The 21,084-nt window shown below is 39.6% G+C and carries 18 protein-coding genes and 4 pseudogenes; 20 read left to right on the forward strand and 2 right to left on the reverse strand.

The window, feature by feature from the left end:
* Nucleotides 1–34 precede the first annotated feature (34 nt).
* From ACFIMG_RS03910 to ACFIMG_RS04000, 19 genes and pseudogenes are all read left to right on the forward strand, one after another.
* Nucleotides 35–1,429, forward strand: a complete 1,395-nt coding sequence (locus ACFIMG_RS03910) for a M20/M25/M40 family metallo-hydrolase (RefSeq protein WP_375611787.1) — start codon at nucleotides 35–37, stop codon at nucleotides 1,427–1,429.
* Nucleotides 1,422–2,042, forward strand: coding sequence for a ribonuclease D (locus ACFIMG_RS03915; RefSeq protein ID WP_375661218.1), 621 nt, complete (start codon nucleotides 1,422–1,424; stop codon nucleotides 2,040–2,042). Before ACFIMG_RS03910 ends, ACFIMG_RS03915 begins: the two co-directional genes overlap by 8 nt.
* 1,111 nt (nucleotides 2,043–3,153) lie before the next feature.
* Nucleotides 3,154–3,483: a hypothetical protein gene (locus tag ACFIMG_RS03920; RefSeq protein WP_375678497.1), complete on the forward strand. Its 330-nt coding sequence runs from the start codon at nucleotides 3,154–3,156 to the stop codon at nucleotides 3,481–3,483.
* 1,016 nt (nucleotides 3,484–4,499) lie between these two features.
* On the forward strand, nucleotides 4,500–5,333 hold the full coding sequence (locus ACFIMG_RS03925; protein WP_375678496.1) for an outer membrane protein: 834 nt from the start codon (nucleotides 4,500–4,502) through the stop codon (nucleotides 5,331–5,333).
* 336 nt (nucleotides 5,334–5,669) lie between these two features.
* On the forward strand, nucleotides 5,670–6,503 hold the full coding sequence (locus tag ACFIMG_RS03930) for a porin (protein ID WP_375655152.1): 834 nt from the start codon (nucleotides 5,670–5,672) through the stop codon (nucleotides 6,501–6,503).
* Nucleotides 6,504–7,313: 810 nt separating this feature from the next.
* The gene (locus tag ACFIMG_RS03935; protein WP_375679716.1) at nucleotides 7,314–7,472 is read left to right on the forward strand and encodes a hypothetical protein; all 159 of its coding nucleotides are present in this window, start codon (nucleotides 7,314–7,316) and stop codon (nucleotides 7,470–7,472) included.
* A complete protein-coding gene (locus ACFIMG_RS03940; protein ID WP_375679717.1) occupies nucleotides 7,465–7,689 on the forward strand; it encodes an outer membrane protein in 225 nt (74 codons plus the stop codon). Before ACFIMG_RS03935 ends, ACFIMG_RS03940 begins: the two co-directional genes overlap by 8 nt.
* Before the next feature lie 181 nt (nucleotides 7,690–7,870).
* Entirely contained in the window at nucleotides 7,871–8,752 is an 882-nt protein-coding gene (locus ACFIMG_RS03945; protein WP_375678494.1) for an outer membrane protein, read from the forward strand.
* A gap of 215 nt (nucleotides 8,753–8,967) precedes the next feature.
* Nucleotides 8,968–13,107, forward strand: a pseudogene (locus tag ACFIMG_RS03950) (hemagglutinin repeat-containing protein); the annotation flags it as partial.
* 20 nt (nucleotides 13,108–13,127) lie between these two features.
* On the forward strand, nucleotides 13,128–13,544 hold the full coding sequence (locus ACFIMG_RS03955; RefSeq protein WP_375640500.1) for a hypothetical protein: 417 nt from the start codon (nucleotides 13,128–13,130) through the stop codon (nucleotides 13,542–13,544).
* Between the two features lie 323 nt (nucleotides 13,545–13,867).
* On the forward strand, nucleotides 13,868–14,272 hold the full coding sequence (locus tag ACFIMG_RS03960; protein WP_375639946.1) for a hypothetical protein: 405 nt from the start codon (nucleotides 13,868–13,870) through the stop codon (nucleotides 14,270–14,272).
* A gap of 15 nt (nucleotides 14,273–14,287) precedes the next feature.
* Nucleotides 14,288–14,470, forward strand: a complete 183-nt coding sequence (locus tag ACFIMG_RS03965; protein WP_375679341.1) for a hypothetical protein — start codon at nucleotides 14,288–14,290, stop codon at nucleotides 14,468–14,470.
* A 232-nt stretch (nucleotides 14,471–14,702) separates the two neighbouring features.
* On the forward strand, nucleotides 14,703–15,773 hold the full coding sequence (locus tag ACFIMG_RS03970; protein WP_375679342.1) for a tyrosine-type recombinase/integrase: 1,071 nt from the start codon (nucleotides 14,703–14,705) through the stop codon (nucleotides 15,771–15,773).
* Between the two features lie 301 nt (nucleotides 15,774–16,074).
* Nucleotides 16,075–16,551, forward strand: a complete 477-nt coding sequence (locus ACFIMG_RS03975; protein ID WP_375678959.1) for a hypothetical protein — start codon at nucleotides 16,075–16,077, stop codon at nucleotides 16,549–16,551.
* 728 nt (nucleotides 16,552–17,279) lie between these two features.
* Nucleotides 17,280–18,295, forward strand: a pseudogene (locus tag ACFIMG_RS03980) (hypothetical protein); the annotation flags it as partial.
* Nucleotides 18,290–18,645: pseudogene (locus ACFIMG_RS03985) on the forward strand (glycoside hydrolase family protein); the annotation flags it as partial. The pseudogenes ACFIMG_RS03980 and ACFIMG_RS03985, both read left to right, overlap by 6 nt.
* Nucleotides 18,642–18,869 (forward strand): hypothetical protein, encoded by a 228-nt coding sequence (locus tag ACFIMG_RS03990; protein ID WP_375613036.1) that lies wholly within the window; start codon nucleotides 18,642–18,644, stop codon nucleotides 18,867–18,869. The pseudogene ACFIMG_RS03985 and the gene ACFIMG_RS03990, both read left to right, overlap by 4 nt.
* Nucleotides 18,823–19,008 (forward strand): hypothetical protein, encoded by a 186-nt coding sequence (locus ACFIMG_RS03995; protein WP_375678960.1) that lies wholly within the window; start codon nucleotides 18,823–18,825, stop codon nucleotides 19,006–19,008. The genes ACFIMG_RS03990 and ACFIMG_RS03995 overlap by 47 nt, the downstream gene beginning before the upstream one ends.
* Nucleotides 19,001–19,219, forward strand: coding sequence for a hypothetical protein (locus tag ACFIMG_RS04000; RefSeq protein WP_375611113.1), 219 nt, complete (start codon nucleotides 19,001–19,003; stop codon nucleotides 19,217–19,219). Before ACFIMG_RS03995 ends, ACFIMG_RS04000 begins: the two co-directional genes overlap by 8 nt.
* 61 nt (nucleotides 19,220–19,280) lie before the next feature.
* Here the strand turns inward: ACFIMG_RS04000 and ACFIMG_RS04005 are convergent, their stop codons facing one another.
* Complete coding sequence (locus tag ACFIMG_RS04005; RefSeq protein WP_375640660.1) at nucleotides 19,281–19,553, reverse strand: type II toxin-antitoxin system YafQ family toxin; 273 nt, start codon at nucleotides 19,551–19,553, stop codon at nucleotides 19,281–19,283.
* Nucleotides 19,554–19,562: 9 nt separating this feature from the next.
* Nucleotides 19,563–19,843, reverse strand: a pseudogene (locus tag ACFIMG_RS04010) (type II toxin-antitoxin system RelB/DinJ family antitoxin).
* 277 nt (nucleotides 19,844–20,120) lie between these two features.
* On the opposite strand from ACFIMG_RS04010, the gene ACFIMG_RS04015 reads away from it, so the two are divergent.
* The gene (locus ACFIMG_RS04015; protein WP_375613034.1) at nucleotides 20,121–21,083 is read left to right on the forward strand and encodes an L-threonylcarbamoyladenylate synthase; all 963 of its coding nucleotides are present in this window, start codon (nucleotides 20,121–20,123) and stop codon (nucleotides 21,081–21,083) included.
* Nucleotide 21,084 lies beyond the last annotated feature (1 nt).

Here is a 21,084-nt window from a genome sequence, read left to right on the forward strand (position 1 = left end):
ATATAATTACACAAGGCTTGAAAGGTTTTTTTTTATGCTGAATAAAGTACTAACACATCTTGATGGAAATATAGAGAAGAGCCTTGAACGCCTTTTTTCTCTTTTACGTTTTCAATCGATTTCTACAGACTCGGCTTACAAGGATGCATGTCGTAAAGCAGCTGATTGGTTAGTGGAGGATTTAAAAAGCATCGGTTTTGAGGCTTCACGCCGTGATACGCCGGGGCATCCAATGGTTGTTGGGCATCATCCAGGACCTTCAGATGATTGTTTGCATGTGTTGTTTTACGGACATTATGATGTTCAACCTGTTGATCCATTGAGTTTATGGGAGGATGATCCATTTACACCTTCTTTAAAAGAGAGAGATGGAGAGAAAGTTATTTGTGCTCGTGGAGCTTCAGATGACAAAGGTCAGTTGATGACTTTTATTGAAGCATGTCGTGCATTTAAGAAAGAAACAGGGCAGCTTCCTATTAAAGTTACTGTTTTATTTGAGGGAGAAGAAGAATGTGCTTCTCCTTCCCTTATTCCTTTTTTAAAAGCAAATACAGATGAACTTAAGGCAGATTATGCATTGGTTTGTGACACGTCAATGTGGGATGCGGATACACCATCTATTGCTCTTTCTCTTCGGGGAATTATGGCAGAAGAGATTATTATCACAGCAGCGAATCGTGATTTACATTCTGGTTATTTTGGAGGAGTAGCAGCTAATCCCATTCGTATTTTAACGAAAATCTTAGCAGGACTTCACGATGAAAATAATAGGGCAACACTTCCTGGTTTTTATGATGGCGTAGAAGAAACACCTCCACAGATTTTACAATCATGGAATGCACTTAATTGTACTGCTGAAAATTTTCTTGGTCCTATAGGACTTTCCGTTCCAGCTGGTGAAAAAGGGCGGAGCATTTTAGAGCTTGTATGGGCACGTCCTACCATGGAAATTAATGGTATTAGTGGCGGCTATGAAGGGGAAGGGATGAAAACAGTTATTGCTTCTCAAGCGAGTGCAAAAGTATCGTGTCGTTTGGTGCATAAGCAAGATCCAGAGAAAATACGCCAAGCGTTGCGTGATTATGTACGTAGCTCAATTCCTGCTGATTGTAAGGTTGAATTTAAGAATCACGGTTCTTCTCCGGCACTTCAGATTTCTGATGATTCATCTTTTATCAAGGAGGCGAAGGATGCCTTATCACAAGAGTGGGAAGTGCCTGCTGTCTTGACAGCCATGGGGGGCTCGATCCCAATTGTAGCAGATTTTCGGTCAATTCTTGGTATGGAAACTCTTTTGGTTGGTTTTGGACTGGCTGATGACCGTATTCATTCTCCTAATGAAAAGTATAATTTAAAATCGTTTCATAAGGGGCAGCGGTCTTGGGCGCGTATTCTTGCTGCTTTAGCAAGTAGGAGGGTAAATGGCTGAGATTCGCGTTCATCAAGGTGATTTACCAAACTTAGACAATTATAAAACTGATGCCATTGCGATTGATACCGAGACTTTAGGATTACAACCCTATCGTGATCGTTTATGCGTTGTTCAGCTTTCTTCTGGAGATGGTACTGCTGACGTTATTCAGATTGCTAAAGAACAAAAGAGTGCACCCAATTTGATAAAATTGCTTGAAGATAACGCAATCACCAAAATATTTCATTTTGGGCGTTTTGATCTTGCTATTTTAGCGCATACATTTGGTGTTATGCCAGAGGCTATTTTTTGTACAAAGATTGCTTCGAAACTCACGCGCACTTATACGGATCGTCATGGCTTGAAAGAAATTTGTAATGAATTGCTGAATGTGAATATTTCTAAACAGCAACAATCTTCGGATTGGGCGGCAGAAACGTTATCACAGGCACAAATTGAATATGCTGCGTCGGATGTGTTATATTTGCATCGTTTAAAGGTTATATTTGAAGAACGTTTAAGACGTGAAGAGCGAGAAAATGTTGCCAAGGCATGCTTTCAATTTTTGCCTATGAGAGCTAGGCTTGATCTTTTAGGATGGGCGGAAATTGATATTTTTGCGCATAGCTAACTTTAAAATTGGCTTTTAAATAGAGTTAATTATTGATGTGAGAGGACAAAATGCTTGTACATTATGGGCGTTTTATCCTCTCATCTTTTCTGATAAGAATTATAATAAATTCTTAAGTGCTATTTCATTTGAAGTTTAGGCAATAAAGGTACTTTTGCGAATTCATATTTTTTATTTTTGTAACAGCTTTTATTTGAAACAAAGCAATTTTGAGGAGAAGCTGGAAACATACGGTAGGTTGGAAGACTTAAATCTCTGAAACCGTTATACAGCCTAATTGGGGGAGAATATGAATGTGTAAATGTAAAAACCAAATCTCATCTTTACCATCATTTTTAATTCTGCTTTACGACTTTCAAAAGTATTTAAAGCAATGTCTGTTAAATAATAGAGATTACGCATTGCCTCATGCTTTTGTTTCTCATGTTTTTAATGGATTTACGTTCTTCATGTAAAACAGAACGCCCTAAACGGAATATATTTGTGTTGCTAATTCATGTACTTTTTGTAAAGAAACCGACACCCAAGTTCATTTTACGGCGGCGCTCATAAAAGATATAACGATAAAGCCTCCAATACCAATATAAAATCTATTGAACACTACCATCTTACGCTTATAGAGTTAACAAGCCGCTACCATCCACACAACTGTGCCAATTCCCAATGTTGTGTAAGTCCTTAGCACTTGAGACGGTTCATAAGAGACATTTTTAGTGTTTTTTATCCACACAGCTCTTCCAACTTGTAACGTGCAAACAAATGGTTTTGATTGATTCAACATGAAAAAGATTTTGAAGGAGAGAATCTTATGGTATTTAGGGTTCTCAGTCAATATGAATAACGCTAAATTAGCATTATAAATCAGTATATTATATGAAGTTCATATAGTTTATTATTTTCAGACGATACTTCGTGCCTTTATTTATTGCTCAATAAGTAATTTCTATGTTGGCAGAGCAGGGCAATTTGCTTTTATTTTAAAAGAAAAATGCTCCAAGCTTTATTTTTAAGGATTTTCACTTTTTATCTATAAACATATTATTTTTCTCTAGAAATTTGCAATGAAGGTACTAGATAAAATCCATTATGAATATTTGATGAGGTTAAATTTATGAACATAAAATATTTTATTACAGCTTTTGCTACTTTTGCTTCAATCTCTATGGCTCAAGGTGCAAGTTTTTTAGCGTCTCAAAACCTTATACAGAGAGCATCTTCGGCTGTTCCTCCAATAGGTTTTTTTACTGGTGAACAGCTTAGCAAGTTATTATCTGAAGTTTTTCAGATAGAACTTTCTTGCACAAATAACAGCGAAAGCATAACAGCAGCTAAGTTAGTACCTGTGTTACATTCTGGTAAAAAAAGAGATCATTATCCTAAAAGAAGACCAGGGAAAAAAGGACGGCCAAACCTATTTGCACGAGGTCCAATGAGTTTTTAAAAAGTGAAAAAACAACATCAAGAAGTATAATATATGCTTTGAAGTTGAAAAAGAGGGATATTTTTTCTGCCAAATTTATGATTTTTAAAGCAAGGGGTGGTTTGAAAACTTTAAGAAAGATTTCTCATTTTTTCAGCTTTAAGGAGATTTCTATATAAGTTTTAATGTTTATCATACCGGTTGTCTGTCTTTAGGTATTTTTTTCAATTTCGTCTTGTAAAGGAGTATGAAATGATAGCCTACAAATAAGGCTGAAGCTCTGAAAAAGACTTTACTATAAGGTTGAGAGAAGAAAAAAATGGTAAGTATGTCAAAAAGGAATAAATGCCTAAATTAAAAACAAAGAGCAAATGTAATGAAATTGCATGTAATCTTGTTGCAGTCCATAGGGTAGTGGAGATCTTGTTCATGTGCGCTACAAGCGTTCTTTACAATGATGAAAAAACAATCAAAGAGCTATTCACATTTGGTTATGCGAAGGATGAAGCTAAAAACGTTGTTTGTATGAATTTAAATGGAACAGTTACATTTAGCTGCTCTCAATATTGTAACGGTCTTCACTATTACAATATTGAGAGTATTAATAGGAAGCATTTTAGCTTTTAAATAGTTTTATTTATTCACACACTTGCTCGTTTGTGAGGTGCTGGGGGGCTTTAATAAAAAAGGCTTAAGATTAAGAACATCTTCAATATTGCAGACGAATTAATATAAAAGATATTTTTTCATTATAAATCAATATATTATATTTTTATGTCAATAGCACACGCTTTACACGGAGGGTACTGTGGCGCAGTTTTTTTTCAAAATGATAAAGGAGAGAAAACGTGAGGAAAAGAGATCATTTGTGCATAGGCATAGTTTAATTCTCATTTATTACAGATCAAGCAATTAAGGGTACTTTGATTGGCTTTTTGTTTTTTTTATAAGTGTATCATTTTTGCTACAGATATCTGAAGATGGGGCTCTATATGAAATGGTGTGTTCAAATAAATATTCAGCTATGGAGAGAAAATATGAATATGAAATGGTTAATAACAGCTTCTGCTTTCGCTTTTGTTTCAGCTTCAGCAGCTCAAGCAGCAGATGTTATTGTTCCCCCCAGTCCAACACCTGTTGCTCCCGTTATTGTTGCTCCAACTTTTTCTTGGACAGGTTTTTATGTTGGGGGGCAGATTGGTGGTTTTTCGGGTAAGACGAAAATGGATATTCTCAGTAACGGAAAAAAGATTCCAGCACCTGATGATCTTTTGCCTAAACTATCTGGTTTCATGGGTGGTCTTTATGCAGGTTCCAACGTTGATCTTGGTAATGGCCTTATTCTAGGTGTTGATACAGATATCATGTGGTCTAATAAAGATGACACGAAGACAGGAAAAACATATGTCATTGCCCCAGAACACATCAATTATATTAACAAGGTATTAAAAGACGCTGCAATTAATATTGGTAAAGATGCGCTTAAACCTGGTGCTAAACGAACCCACAGTTTCACTTTTAAAGAAAAGTGGGCTGGTGCAACGCGCGTGCGTATTGGTTTTGCAGCTGAACGCATTATGCCTTATGTTGCTGGTGGTATCGCTTATACACAGCTTCAAGATAGTGCGTTGATTTCAATAACAGATAAAGATTCAGACAAAGTAATCGCTTCTGGTACTCTGTCTGATGAAACAAAGACCCTTGTTGGTTACACCCTTGGTGCTGGTGTTGATTTAGCAATGACCAATAATATTATTGTACGTGCGGAATATCGTTACTCAGATTTTGGGAAAAAGAAATTCTCAAATGATAAATATGAGACTTCTTACAAAACCAATGATTTCCGCGTTGGTGTTGCTTACAAATTTTAACAGATGGTAAGTTAAATAACGAAGAGGCTCCGTCTTTGACAGAGCCTCTGTTATTTTCTGTTGCTATATTATCACACAACACATAATTTATTGTGGATATGAAAAGATATTATTCAGGTTTTTTTAAAAAAAATCATAGACAATAAACAAGAATTACGTTTAAAATCAATAAGTTATTTATATATATATCTTTAGGTTTCTCGTACAAAATCAAGCTATGAAGCGATTTTGTCTGGGATGTGCCCTCCATTTTCTGTGACTGTATCATTTTTACTACAGCTTTTCTTTCTGTAATCTTGTAGCACTGTGCTCATAAATAAATTAGGAGCAAAGTTTATGAATATAAAATCTTTAGTAACAACTTCTGTTATCGCTATAGCAGCAGCTTCTGCAGCACAAGCTGCTGATGTTATCATCCCTCGTGAAACAGCCCCAGCAGTTATCTCAGCCCCTTCATTTTCTTGGACAGGTTTTTATATCGGTGGTCAAGTTGGTAACTTTTCAGGTAAAGTTGATGTAGTTGATTCAGAAACAAAAAAGAAAATTACAGATAAAGATTGGACACCTAAGCCTTCCGGTTTTATGGGTGGTATTTATGTAGGTTCTAACGTAGATCTTGGAAATGGCCTCATTCTAGGTGTTGAAACCGATGCAGTCTGGGCTGACCGCGAAGATTCAAAAGCGCATTCAGCAGTCATTGGGGAAGCAGGCCTTGACAGTTTCAAAGATAAGCTTACAGTAGCGAAAGCTACATTTGTTTCAGGAAAAAGTATTGATAATGTCACGAAGGATGACAAACGTATAGATAGCACCTCTATAAAAGAAAAATGGTCTGGTGCAACACGCGTTCGTGTTGGTTTTGCCGCCGTTGATCGCATTATGCCTTATGTTGCTGGTGGTATTGCTTATACACAGCTGCAAGTGGTTGATTCTCTTAAGGCAGCGACAGCTGATGGTGCCGAAATTGCTTCTGCTAAAGTGTTTGATGAAACGAAAACGATGGTTGGTTTCACTGTAGGTGGTGGTATTGACTTTGCAATGACAGACAATGTTCTATTGCGTGCAGAATATCGTTACTCAGACTATGGTAAAAAAGCATTTGTAAAGGACGGGGATAAATTAGCATACAAAACCAATGATTTCCGTGTAGGTGTTGCTTACAAATTCTAATTTCGTAAACAACGAAATGATGAAGATAAAATAAATTGTCATGAGGCTCTGTTAAAGACGGAGCCTCTGTTATTTTTCTATTGTTATATTATTACACACTCCATATTTATTGGCGGTGTAAAAGATATTATTCAGATTTCCTTAAAAAGATTTTTATAAACGACAGGCAATAATTACGCGGTAAAATCAATGAATTATACGTATTTATAACTTACAATTTCTTGTGAAACGTGAAGTTATGAAATGACTTTATCTTGCGTCAACTTTCGTTTCCTATGATTGTATCATTTTACTACAGCGTTTTTTTTTGTAGTCGTATAATACTGTGCTCGTAAATAAATGAGGAGCAAAGTTTACGAATATAAAATCTTTAGTAACAACTTTTGTTATCGCTATGGCAGCAGCTTCTGTGGCAAAATCTTCTGATTTTATCATTCTTCGTGAAAAAGCTCCAGCAGTTATCACAGCCTCTTCATTTTCTTGGATAGATTTTTATCTTGGTGGCTAAGTTGGCAACTTTTCAAGTCAAAGTTGATGTATTTGATTTAGAGACAAAAGAAAAAAACTTTAGATAAAGATGCACTACCTAAGTCTTCCGGTTTCATAGGTGGTATTTATTTTAGGTTCCAACATAGATCTTGAAAATGTCCTCATTCTAGGTGTTGAAACCGATGCAGTCTGGGCAGACCGAGGAGAGACGAAGACGGTCTCAAAGATTCTTGTGATTGATGATTTTAATGATAAATTTAAAGATGCTGGTGTCACATTGGATGAAAATGAAAAGTTTCAAAAGGGTGATACAGCAGTGTATTGCATTGGTTTCAACGAAAATGGTCTGGTGCAACACGGGTTCGTGTTGGTTTTTCCATCGCTGACAGTATTATGCCTTATGTGGCTGATGGTATTGCTTATGCGCAAATACAGGGTGTTGGTAAAGTTTCAGGAACAAAAAAATTGGCAAATGGGTAAGCCAAGTAAAGAAGTTTCTGCTACAGTATTTGATAAAATAAAAACGATGGAGGGTTTCCCCCTTGGTGGTGGTATAGATTTGGCGATGACAGATCATGTTCTGCTTCGTGCGGAGTACCGGTACTCAGACTTTGGTAAGAAGGAATATAAAAAGGATTACCTTAAACTAGGCTACACAACCAATGACTTTCGTGTAAGTATCGCTTACAAGTTCTAATTTCATCAAAAGTGCAATTATGAATAAAAAGTATTAATAAAAAGTTAAATTTTCAAGAGATCTTGACTTTTACAAAACCGCTGTTTTCTGGGGTTTATTTGTGTGATTGTGACATTTTTGCTACAGCTTTTCTATTTATAATCTTGTAAGGTCGTTTTATAGTTAATTTAGGAGCAAAATTATGAATACAAAATCTTTAATAGCAACTTCTATTGCCGCTTTAATTTCAGCTTCTGCAGCACAAGCTGCTGATATTATCATCCCTCGTGAAACAGCCCCAGCAGTTATCGCAGCAGCCCCTTTGTTTTCTTGGACAGGCTTTTATCTTGGTGGTCAAGTTGGTAACTTTTCGAGTAAAACTAAAGTAACTATTCCAGGAGAAGATAAAGAACTTTTCAAAAAAGATAACACACCTAGTCCTTCTGGTTTCATGGGTGGTATTTATGCCGGATCTAACGTAGACCTTGGAAATGGTCTCATTCTCGGTGTTGAAACCGATGCAGTTTGGGCAGACCGTGAAGAATCAAAAACAGCCCGTGAATTGACTCTTACTGAAAAAAATGCAGCAGATTTTAATGCTGCCCTTGAAAAAGCTAAGGTTGAATTAAAAGGTCAGCAACGGTTTGAAATAGGTGACAAGGTAACGGAAAAGCACAGTTACAAAGAAAAATGGACTGGTGCTACACGCGTTCGTATCGGTTTTGCTGCTATTGACCGTATTATGCCTTATGTTGCTGGTGGTATTGCCTATGCGCAGATACAGGGCATTCAGTCAGTTGCAGGAAAAGGAGAGAGAGCTAAAGTTGAGCAGAAAGCTGATGTGGTGGAAAACCCACCAGTTAAGCAAAATGTAGATTTGACTGGTGGTACTTGGGCTGATGACACGAAGACAATGGTTGGTTTTACTATTGGTGGTGGAGTTGACTTTGCAATGACAGACAACGTTCTTTTACGTGCAGAATACCGTTACTCCGATTTTGGTAAAAAGAAATTCGCCAACGATACACGTGAATTCAACTACAAAACCAATGACTTCCGTGTAGGTGTCGCTTACAAATTCTAATTTCGTAAAAATGAAATTATCAGCACAAAAAATACTAAGGCCTCGTTTAACGGGGCCTTTATTTTATTATCTCTCTATTTTATTCCTCTTAATCTCTTCATTTTTAATGGGATCATACTCCTCATGCAAAACAGAACGCCCTAAACGGAATACACTTGTTGTTGTGTATGCACACATTTGTTTAAAAAAAATATTTTTCAAAGTACATCAATCTCACTTATGCCTCTGGAAAAGATTTGAATATTTTAGGCTCTGATGTTCAAGCAACGGATAAACTTCTCTTGCAAGCTGAGAGGAATGTTTCGATTGATGCCACACGCAACAGTGCCAATAGCCATCGCGGGGATCAAACCTTTCATGTCGCGGTGCACAATGGCTCTCATTTAAGTTCTGGAAAAGAGACCACTGTTCTATCGGGTGGCGATATCCATATGGCTGCTTCCGATATAGATGCCAAGGGTAATGTTGCTCTTGGCGCCCAAGGGGAGGTAACAATAGGGGTGAGAAACGATGAGATGGAGTATCATCTTCGCACCAAAAACACGAAAGTGGATATGCAAGCCTCTCATGCCGTTGGCTCTTCGATAAAATCGGGAGGTGATACCACTGTTATTGCAGGGCAGGATGGCAAACCGCATGACCTTAGCATCACAGGCAGTTCCATTGCGGCTGATGGCAAGGTGGGGCTGAAAGCCAGCAACGATATTCTCATCAATAATGCAGAGGATAGCTTACATTATGAGATGTCGTACCATAAAGAGGGAGGGGTGTTTAGTAGCAGCAAATCTGAGCATAACAAGATGGATGTGCGCCAAGTTGTGGGATCAAGCATAACAGGGGGTGAAGGCATTGCCATTGACTCAGGAAACAACACGGAAGTTGTAGCCTCGACGCTCATAGCCGGTAAGGCAGAGGAAACGTCAGGAGAGAAAGCACCAGGAGATCAGAAACAAGCGGATATTACCATTCACTCTGGGGGAAAGATTGTCATCAAAGGCGCCCAAGAACACTTGGATCAGCAAGCACAATCGTCATCAAGTGGCTTTATGCATGAGGAATCGTCCGATACATCTCAATCGCATACCACAACGGTCTCCTCTATCCTTGGGGCAACGGGAAACATTATCACGCAATCAGACAAAGAGACCATAATCACTGCTTCTCATCTGCTTTCCGGTCAAGATATCAATGTGAGCGGAGAAAGTGTGACGATTGATGGCATGCAAGATCACCATAGCAGCCATTCAGAGGAGCATGAAACGGGTTTTGGTGTGGGATCAGGCAAGAGCTTTGTGTCGATATATGGGAGTGAGGGAAAGACAGAAAATGAAGAGAGTTTTGAGCATCAAGGCTCTTCTCTCAATGCGGATGGCAATATCACCATCACTGCCAAGAAAAAAGATGTGACAATTGTTGGCTCTGATCTTGCAGGTGAGAATATTAACCTTTCGGCAGCTCGTGATGTCAATGTGCTTGTTGGTCATAATAGCCATAGGGCAAGCTCAAAGGAAGAACGTACAGGCTTTGGGTTTCAGTTTGAAAAGAGCAACAGCGGTGCTTCCTTGGGGGTTGGAATTGCAAGCGCCAAAGATACGGGCGATCAATGGGAAACCACTTCCACACAATCACACATCACGGCACGCCAAGATGTGCAGATTACTGCTGACAATGATGTAAATATGCAAGCAGCCATTGTTTCGGCGGATCGTGATGTCAACATTGATGCCGGCAATAATATCACCCTATCAGAAAGCTATGATACCTCTAACGGCAAAGAGACACATGAAAAGTCTTTTGCTGGTGTGACAGGCTCTGTCAATGTGGGTATTCTTGGTACAGTAAAAGATGTAAAGGATGCAGTCAAACGTTTTGGTCATGGGGATACAAAACACAAAATCGGCAATGGTCTTATTGCTGGTCTAAAAGGCTATGATCTCTATAGCAAAGGCAAAGGTCTTTATAATGGGATGAAAGGTGGAAACAAACAGTCTATTCGTGATATTGCTGATGTTTCTGCTAGCGTAACCGTGGGCTTTAAGACAGAGAAGGAGGAGGCATCGGTTCAGACATCTACTGCGGTGACAGGTACAATAGAAGCAGGACGCGCTGTTAATATGCAAGCCCACAAAGGTAGCATCCATGGTGTTGGAGCCGATATTATTGCCGGTACAAACCCGATGCAAAGCAATGATGAACGGAGCGGGAATATCACCATGGAAGCAGGTAAAGATATCACCTTTGAAAGTGCGCAAAACACGCAGAGCACAGAAAACCACACGCAAAGCGCTTCAATGAATGTTGGGTATAGTTATGGTACCGGTGGTACAGGGTGGATGGGGAATGCTTCTTTTGGTAAAGGCAAGGGTTCCAGTGAGGAGGTTCACCAGAAGAACAGCCATATTATTGGCACCGGCACAGTTCACACAACGAGTGGGGCAAACACCACATTGGCAGGCGCCGTGGTTTCTGGAGAGCGTGTAGAAATGGAAGTAGGGGGTGATTTTACCGTTGTCAGCCGCAGTGATAAGGGACAAAGTTCCAGCAAGCAAAACTCTGTTTCCATTGGGTATAATAGCCGAGAAAAGGATGGTACAGCCACAACCAATATTTCCTTGAACAAGGATAAATCCTCTAGTGATTATCATAGTGTTGTGGAACAATCAGGCATCAAAGCGGGTGATGGCGGCTTTAATATCAACGTTAAAGATAAAACGACCCTAACCGGAGGTATTATTGAAAGCACCGCGCCGGCAGAAAAAAACAGCCTGACCACAGGAAGCATCAGCACCAGTGATATCAGCAACAGTGCGCATGCGCAAGCTAGCAGCCAAGGTTTAAGCATTTCAGCGGGTGGTCCGATGTATCAGGGCAAATATGGTGTCGGGAAAAACATTGCTAAAAATGTCTTAGATCATTCAAAAGCTAAAGATTCAGAGGAAGGATATACCAAATCTGCTATCAGCAATGGCACCATTGTGTTGACTGATGAAGCAGGGCAGAAGGCATTAACAGGGCAAGATGTTGAGCAAGCCATCGCCTCCCTTAATCGGGATACTGCTAGCGCCCATAAGAGTGTACAACAGCTCGATGTAGGCAAGCTGGAACAAATCGTCCATGAAAATCGCGAAATGGCGACACAACTTTTAGAAGAAGGGTTTAAATACAGTGATGACTCCTATAAAACCATGTTTATCAAAGAGCATCCCATTGCCGTGGTCGACCGTGATGAAAAGGGTAATATAATCTATGAAATAGATGCAAATGGACAGTATATCAAAGACGCTCGTGGACAAAAAATACCTCACGCACATTATTTAACGGATGAAGAAAAGCAGCATTTGCAAGAGGGTGCTGATGGCAAGGTGCATGTGTCCTTTAATGGCATCTTTACGCCACCCTATGAAGCCGCTGTTTATGCAGAGCAACATGCGGAGAATAAAAATGAACCGCTTTATTTTGTTGTGTTCCCAGAAGCCGATTCTGCTATCTCAGAACTTCTAGTCGCGGGCTATCAGAAGTTTATGGAAAATAACTTTTGGGGTTTGACCAATTCNCAGTATATCAAAGACGCTCGTGGACAAAAAATACCTCACGCACATTATTTAACGGATGAAGAAAAGCAGCATTTACAAGAGGGTGCTGATGGCAAGGTGCATGTGTCCTTTAATGGCATCTTTACTCCACCAGAGGAAGCCGCTGTTTATGCGGTTCAACATGCGAAGGATAAAAATGCACCGCTTTATTTTGTGGTGTTCCCTCAAGCCGATTCTGCTATTTCAGAACTTCTGGTAGCAGGCTACCAGAAGTTTATGGAAAATAACTTTTGGGGTTTGACCAATTCAACACAAGAAGCAAAAAATCTGATGTCTCGCTATGGTAACACGGGATTGGAAGAGTATGGCCATAGTCGCGGGACAATGACATTGGGGAATATGCTGAATTCTTTCAAACAAGAAGGTGTTCACGGTATAGCCAACGNACATAGTCGCGGGACAATGACATTGGGGAATATGCTGAATTCTTTCAAACAAGAAGGTGTTCACGGTATAGCCGACAACACGAATATCAATTTCTATGGACCAGCCTTTAATGCTTTAGTTGCATCCGGTCTGTTAGGTTATGTGAGTGATGGCAAACAAACCACTATTGGCTTTGATGGGAATAGATATGACTTTGTAAGCAGAATTATTGGCGGCAATGGCTATACTTACGAGACAATACCTACTGGTAGTAACATGTGGAAAGAATGGTGGAGAGTGATCATGAATCCCATAAGCTCCCATACTTGCCTTGGAGATGCGAGTGATAAGTGTACATGGCGCTATGGCACATCTCATCGTGAACAAAAACCTTGAATTAAATAATGGAGTAAAAAATGAAACAAACTCTAAAGCTATTAGGTGCTGTAACTTTATTAGGTATTGCAGGATGTCAGTTTAATAAAACTCCTGGAGGGTATTTGAGCGCGTGGGAGAAAAATGGTGTTACTAATTTTACAGAGGTAGGAAAAGCCTTGTTAGAATGTGGCATGCCAACGCCTTATGATGTCGATCCAGAAAACAGAAAGCAGAGCATTAATGCAAAAGCAACAATTTATGCTTGCATGCTTCAATCAGGGTTTCGCTATAAAGATGAAGAGGTAGCAAGAGCGGGAGGGCCATGTTATACTTTTAAAGAGAAAAACTTGCCCATTTGTCGTCCAGGCGCTGTTGTTCCACAGCGCAGTGTCAAGAAACGCTTAAACAGCCCTTTTTGTAAAAAGCATCCAGAACAATATGAATGCTATCCTTAAGTTTTGCTATTGGTGATGATCAACANACCAGCCTTTAATGTTTTAGTTGCATCCGGTCTGTTAGGTTATGTGAGTGATGGCAAACAAACCACTGTTGGCTTTGATGGGAATAGATATGACTTTGTAAGCAGAATTATTGGTGGCAATGGCTATACCTACGGGACAATACCTGCTGGCAGTAACGTTTGGACAGAATGGTTGAGAGTGGCTACAAATCCCATAAGCTCCCATACCTGTCTTGGAGATGCGGGGCGTATGTGCAACATGCTTTACGGCTCATCTCATCGTGAACAAGTTCCTTCAAGTAAATCATGGAGTAAAAAATGAAACAAATCTTAAAATTATTAAGTGCGATAACTCTATTGAGTATAGCTGGGTGCCAGTTTAATAAAACTCCCATATCTTCTATAGGGGCATGGGAGAAGCCAGGAGCAGATTTTACGGAGATAGGAAAAGCCTTGTTAGAATGCGGTATGCCAACCCCTTATGATAAGGATCCAGAAAGTAGAAAGCTCAGTAATAATGCAAATGCAACCATTGATGCTTGCATGCTCCAAGCGGGATTTCGCTATAAATATGATGTGGGGGGAGGCTGGTGTGGAAATCATAAAGCTGAAAACTTGCCCATTTGTCGTCCAGGTGCTGTTGTTCCACAGCGCAGTGTCAAGAAGCGCTTAAACAGCCCTTTTTGTAAAAAGCATCCAGAACAATATGAATGCTATCCTTAAGTTTTGCTATTGGTGATGATCAACAATCTGCCATCCTTGCCTTTGCTTGGAATGGCGGGATTGTTTTCTCACGCACATTGTTTAACGGATGAAGAAAAGCAGCATTTGCAAGAAGGTGCTGATGGCAAGGTGCATGTGTTCCCAGACGCGGCAAGCAGGGGCTTAGCAACAAGATTCAAAGTATATAAAGATGTGTAAGGGCGTATTGATGTCTATAGCTTTTTATGATTCAATAAAAAAAGTAAGTATTAAAGAAAAAATCTCAAATCAGAAATTAAAGGTGGTCTAAAAGGTGGACCCCAAAAGGTGGACGAGCAATGCTTGAAAAGGTGGACGAGAGGGGACGTTAAGTGAGGGCGATTCATCGGTATCAGCATCATTCGTAAAGACGTCTCCGCAGGGTAAATATTGTGACGGGGCAGGGCTATGGTTGAATGTTCGAAAAGACAATACACGCTCTTGGTTTTTCCGCTATACGCACCACAATAAGCGCCGTGAAATGGGACTTGGTCCTGTTACGAAACTCTCTTTAAAAGAAGCGCGTGAGCTTGCTAGGCATTATAGTGATATTCTTAAAGAAGGCAATGATCCTATTGTCTTTCGAGAACAGACTATTTTAAAACAGCAAAGCAATATTTTTCAAGAAATTGCAAAAGCGGCTTTTGAAAGCAAAAAAGCAGAGTTGAAAAATGAAGGTAAAAACGGCCGCTGGTTTTCTCCACTAGAGTTGCACGTTATTCCACACATAGGTAATTTACCTATAGAAAAATTAACAGCCAATATCATTCGCAATGTTCTCGCACCCCTTTGGCATGAAAAAGCAGACACAGCGCGAAAAGCACTTAACCGTATCAATATTTGCTTGAAATATGCTGCGGCTCTTGGTTTAGATGTTGATCTACAGGCTTCTATGAAGGCACGCGCTCTTTTAGGAAAACCACGTGCGACATCAACAAATATTCCTGCTATGCCATGGCAAGAGGTTCCGGCATTTTATCAAAGCTTGGATGATAAGATCCTTTCAAATTTAGCACTGAAGCTCTTGATTTTGACTGGAGTACGGTCATATCCATTGCGCTATTTGCGTCTTGAGCAAATAGATAAAGATATATGGACGATACCCAAAGAAAATATGAAGGGCATTGTAGGAAAGGTTTCAGATTTTCGAGTACCATTGAGTAATGAAGCTTTAAAAGTGATTGAAAAGTCTCTTCCCTTTGAAAAAAATGGTTTTCTCTTTTCTGGTCTTACAGGCAACCCCATTTCTGATGCCACCATGGCAAAGTATATGACAGTTTGTAGTTTGACTTATCGTCCCCATGGTTTTCGTTCAAGCTTACGGGATTGGATAGCAGAGACAACGTCAACACCATTTGAGATTGCCGAAACTGTTCTTGCCCATTCAGTTGGGAGTTCAGTGACAAAAGCTTATATGCGAACGGATTTTTTAGAACAGCGACATGTTCTCTTGGAACAGTGGGCTTCATTTATAACAGGATAGAATTTTTACAATTACCTCTGCAGTGTTTTTTTAGTTATTTTGACGAGAAATTTGATATGTCCAATTCTGTGAAAATAACAGTTTTAAATGTGTAAAGCTATTATTGATAGTCTCCATGAGACGAGCAAAATTAAGAAACCATTTTCTAAAGAATTTCGCGCGTCTCAGAGTATGTTTAGAGTCGGATATTTGGTNATCTACCATCTCAACTCAGTTCAGAACTGTCTTGAAAAACGGAGATAAAATATCAACAGGCTTTAGAGCCTTTTTATTGTAAATAAATCCATTGAAAGAGGGAAAAATGAAAAAAATCTTAAAACTATTGAGCTGCATAGCTCTCTTAACTACAGCTGGATGTATTAACCAACCTCCTCCATCAACTTTAGCATTATGGGAAAAACCAGGTGCCGATAAAGCGATGATCCAACAATCTTTGTCAAAATGTGGTTGGAAACCGGTTTATGCTTCTCCTGACGATATGAATACGTATGCGAGTGAATTTGCCTCAGTTTATGAATGCATGAAAAAAGCAGGTTTCCGATATAAATTGCAAGATTCAAAAGGGATCTATTTTACACAACCTCCCAAAAGTGGCTCATTCCTAAGCAATTTAATGATAGCAGGATATCAGCAATTTATGGACAATGACACCTTTGGTGTGACCAACAAAACGAAACAGGAACGGGCTTTACTAACGCATTTTGAGGATGAAAGAAAACGTCAGCAAAAGCAAAAAGCTTTACAAAAGCGATCACCAAAGCGTCCTCCCCATCGTTAAAAAGGTCGTTGGATAAAATCACGAATGAAGTAGGGGATCAAAGCCGTCTCCTTCTTTATTCAAGCTGATGACACTTTAAATAAGGCAGCATTCATGGTGTTGGAGCCGATATTATCGCTGGTACCAATCCTGTTTATGCAAATGGTGAGCAGAGCGGGAATATCACCTTGGGAGCAGGTAAAGATATCATTTTTGAAAGTGTACAAAACCAGCTCGTGGGTGTTGCTACAGCCCTTGGCTCTTAAGACGATTCATAAGAATCATTTTTACTCCTTTCTTCTATAGTTTTTACCCACACATCAGCCCCGCTTATGATGTGCAAGCAAGTGATTTTGATTGATTCAAGATAAACAGATTTGAAATGAGAGAATCCTACGTTATTCGGGAGGCTAATTCAATATGCACAGAGCTAGATTATTATTATAAATCAATATCTTGTTATATAAAAAAACTAATCCGTAGGAGATTGTTGGAAATGTTGGAACTATCCTTGGTACTTTTGCTGGGCTTAGCAACATCAGAGCGAAAGAAAATATCGTACGAGTAGGGCAGCGAGATGGATACAAACTCTATGAGTATAACTACAGGGGCTATCCAGAGCGTTATCGCGGGGTGATGGCACAAGATGTTTTGAAGTCAAAACCTGAAGCTGTTTTCTTGCATAAGGCGATAGGTTTTTTGCATGTAGATTATAGCAAGCGTGGCTGTGAGATGGAAAGGGTGCAGTGATGGAACAAGAAAACACAAATTCTCTTTTAAAGTTGTTTGATCCAAAATTTTTGCGTCCTTTAATGTATCAGGTTATACCGCAGTTACCTAGATATTTATTGCAACAACGCTCGATGCCTCCAAGCACGCCGTTGGAAGGACGATACAAGCCAAGTTTTTTAGAACGGGCTGCTTTTGTCGCACAGACCCTTTTGATGCGAGCAATGGGGATAATACTCCGCAAAAATTGAGTCCTACAGAGCTTATTCGCGGTTCTCAAGCAGGGACAGAACAAGCTGGGAAAAAACGCCAGCAGAATTGATTATGTCTATGGATGATTTAAAACGCCAAATGCCTCCATTGCCGGATGTGTCAAAGAATACTGTTAAGATACAAGAGGTACCAGAGCAACAAAAACATGACTTTTCAGAGCAGAGAGGTGTTGCATCAATGATTCCTCAATCTCCACTTGTTGGGAACATTGATCAGTCTAGTGGGGATGAAGCTGGGCGACAGCAAAAAAATGTGATGGATTATATTGCTCAACTTAATGAGAAATCTATAGCGGAAAACTCTTTGAAAAACAATTCTGGAAATGATGAGGAAAAGCTTTTTGAGGCACCCATAGGAGAAGAAAAACATTTGAATGCACACTTACCAGAAGAGGAGCATTTAAAAGCAAGTGGTGATCTTGAACAAAAAACAGATTATATCAAGTCACTTGATAACTTTGTTCAGACAGGAGCAAATCCAAGTAGCTTATGGGAGCGTTTTAGAAAATCAGAATTTTCCGAGCATTTAATGGATTTTTTTTGCAGGGCTTGTGTTAGGAAAGACACCACAAGAAAGTTTTTCAAATGCATCTATCCTTATGCGGCAGGGCAACAAGGAACGCGCACAACATAAACAAACTTTGCAATTTTTACGCTCTAAAGGGTATAGCGATGAAGATGCGCAAGTACTCACACAATATCCAGATCTTGCCATGAAAATCATAGGCAGCACGTTAAGCTCTCAAGAAGGCTATAGAACACTACTTAAAAGGCTTAATCGGGGGATTATGAATCTGTACCAACCGAATTGCAGAAATGGACCAAAGCGGGAGGCAAACGTTTACAAGGTCTTGTACACCGGCGTGTAGCAGAGGCAGGACTATGGGCGAAAGGGGCTTATGTTTCTTCCAATTATCAAACAGTAGAAACGCAAGCACCAACGGGGGCTTTCAAAGCAGAAGCACTGGCACCGATTATTGGTTCTTTCTCTGGTCTTGGTGGATTTTTAGTGGGCAATGGACCCATTCAATGGGCTTTAGCCGCCATTATGGTTTTAGCCGCATGTACTGGTATTTTCTTTGTTGCTAAACGCTTTCAGGAGCACCGCCTATGATCTTATGGATGAAAAGAAACTTGATGGTAACAGGTGCGGCTTTAGCGGCTTTTTTTATTGCTTTAGCAAGAGCTTTTACTCTTGGGAAAAAAGCAGAGCAACAAAAGCAAACAGAAAAAGCTTTAAAAGCAGCCACAACACGGCTGGAGGTGGAAAGTGAAGTTAATCAAAAAAGTGATGCTGATGTGCATGCTGCTCTCTCTGACTGGTTGCACGACAAATAAATATGCTTCTTCTTGTGTTGGTTGGTTACCTATTTATTTAAGCCGGCAAGATCTGAACGCCATCAGTTCCAATTTAGCAAGAGAGATCTTAAAGCACAATAATCTAGGTGAATGCTTGTGTGGGTGGAAACATGGTTAGAAAAAAATCCAAAAAACACACAGAGCTTACAGAATCAGAAAAAGAAATGCTTCAAGAAATGATCATCACCTATCAAAGCGTGAAAATGATGTCTCGCTTGATGAAGTGGATAGCATTTTTTCTTTTTTTGCTTATTCTTGATTTTGCACGCCTCATGGATGCGATAGACAACATCTTCGCTCATTTGAAGCAGTGGTTCTCAAAGAATTAGAAAAACTGTCATACAAGCAAAAACTTCGAAAAATTCTTTTTACTATGAATTGGAGATCCAATCATAAGCGTAGTTCAGAATGCAAACCAAGTCGTAAGAGCTCTAGTGTTTTGGTATTCGGCTTTCGATAGATCAAAACTAAATCTGGCTTGATATGACAATCACGACAATTGCGCCATTGACCTGTTAGCGCATGATCTCTCCAATGCGCTTTTAGCGGTTCATTCTCCGCTAACGCTTTGACCACAAGCAGCAAATCCTTCTCTAGTGTATTAGCATACCTACCTTTGCTTTCACGTTTAAGGTCAGACCGGAATGAACGCGTATAGACAATATAGCAAGCTTAGGTTTTCTTTTCAGATTTACGCATTTCGGTTCTATCTTCGCGTATCATGGTCCTTAAGCTGTCTAATGATGTACGTTCGACGCATCCCATTTCGGCATCCTCGATAGCTTGTAATGTTTCCGGATTTGGTTGAAAGATCCAAGCGGTAATGTTCGATCTCTAGCAATGCGGGTCATAAACATGCGTACTGCATCCGATACAGTTAAACCCGTAGACTTAATAACTGCACTTGCAATTTCTTGAACTTGATCAGGTATGCGGGCTTGAATTTTTCCCATTTCTAAATCCCCTATTCAATTGTAGTACAATGTACTGCACGTTAAGTCTATGTCAAGAGTTTCAACAATAGCTTTTCACAAGAGAACTTAGCAAAATTCAAAAAATTATTAGAGAAAGTTAGAAGAATAAGATATGTTTTGTAGAAGAATATTGGAAAATCCTATTCCCTAACCTTTATTTATGAACCCCATACTTAAAAAAACATATAAATCAATGTGATATATGAATAAAAAAGAGCATAATATCACTAAAAGAGTGTTATAGAAATGATGTGTCATGACGATTTTACCACTCGATAGTGCTTCGATAAGAGAGGCAATAGCGCTTCTTGAACAAGGGAAGTTAGTAGCGTTACCAACAGAAACTGTTTATGGATTAGCAGGCGATGCAACCAATGGGAGGGCAATTTCTTCTATTTATTCTACAAAGGGTCGTCCGCAAATTAATCCTCTTATTGCGCATGTTAGCGGCATCGAAATGGCGGAACGTTATGTTAAAATTGACTTTCTTTCACGCCAATTAATAGAGGAATTTTGGCCAGGGCCTTTGACATTGGTTTTGCCTTTAAAGGAACAGCATAATATCCATCCTTTAACAACCTCTGGTTTGAATACCTTGGCTGTTCGTTTTCCAGACAGTCGTTTTGCGGAAGTGGTACAACATTTTGGCCGTCCACTTGCTGCTCCTAGTGCGAATCAATCGGGGCGTCTTAGCCCTACTTCAGCTGAGGCTGTTTTTGCATCTTTGGGGGAATCTGTTCCTTTGATATTGGACGGAGGACCTGCTAAAATAGGGCTGGAATCAACGATTATTAAAATTTGTGGTGAAAATATTTATCTTTTGCGTCCAGGGGGGCTTGCGGCTGATGAAATTGAAGAGGTTGTGGGGAAGCCTTTAAAACGGATAGATCAAAGGGCGGCGATTGAAGCTCCTGGGATGTTAAAATCGCATTATGCTCCCAATGCTACGGTTCGTTTGAATGTAGAAAAGGTGGAAAATGGTGAAGCGCTTTTAGCATTTGGTTCAAAGCGTGTTATGGGGGCTGAAAATGCCGTTTCTATTTTAAACCTTAGCGAAGATGGAAAGTTGGAAGAGGCAGCCTCTCATTTATTTCAATATATGAAGGAATTAGATTCATTTAAAGTGAGATGTATCGCAGTAGAACCTATTCCATCATACGGATTAGGAGAGGCTATTAATGATCGTCTTATACGTGCTGCGGCTCCAAAGGAGAAATGAA

The organism is Bartonella sp. AP11XZML (genome assembly GCF_042196445.1).
GTDB lineage: Bacteria > Pseudomonadota > Alphaproteobacteria > Rhizobiales > Rhizobiaceae > Bartonella.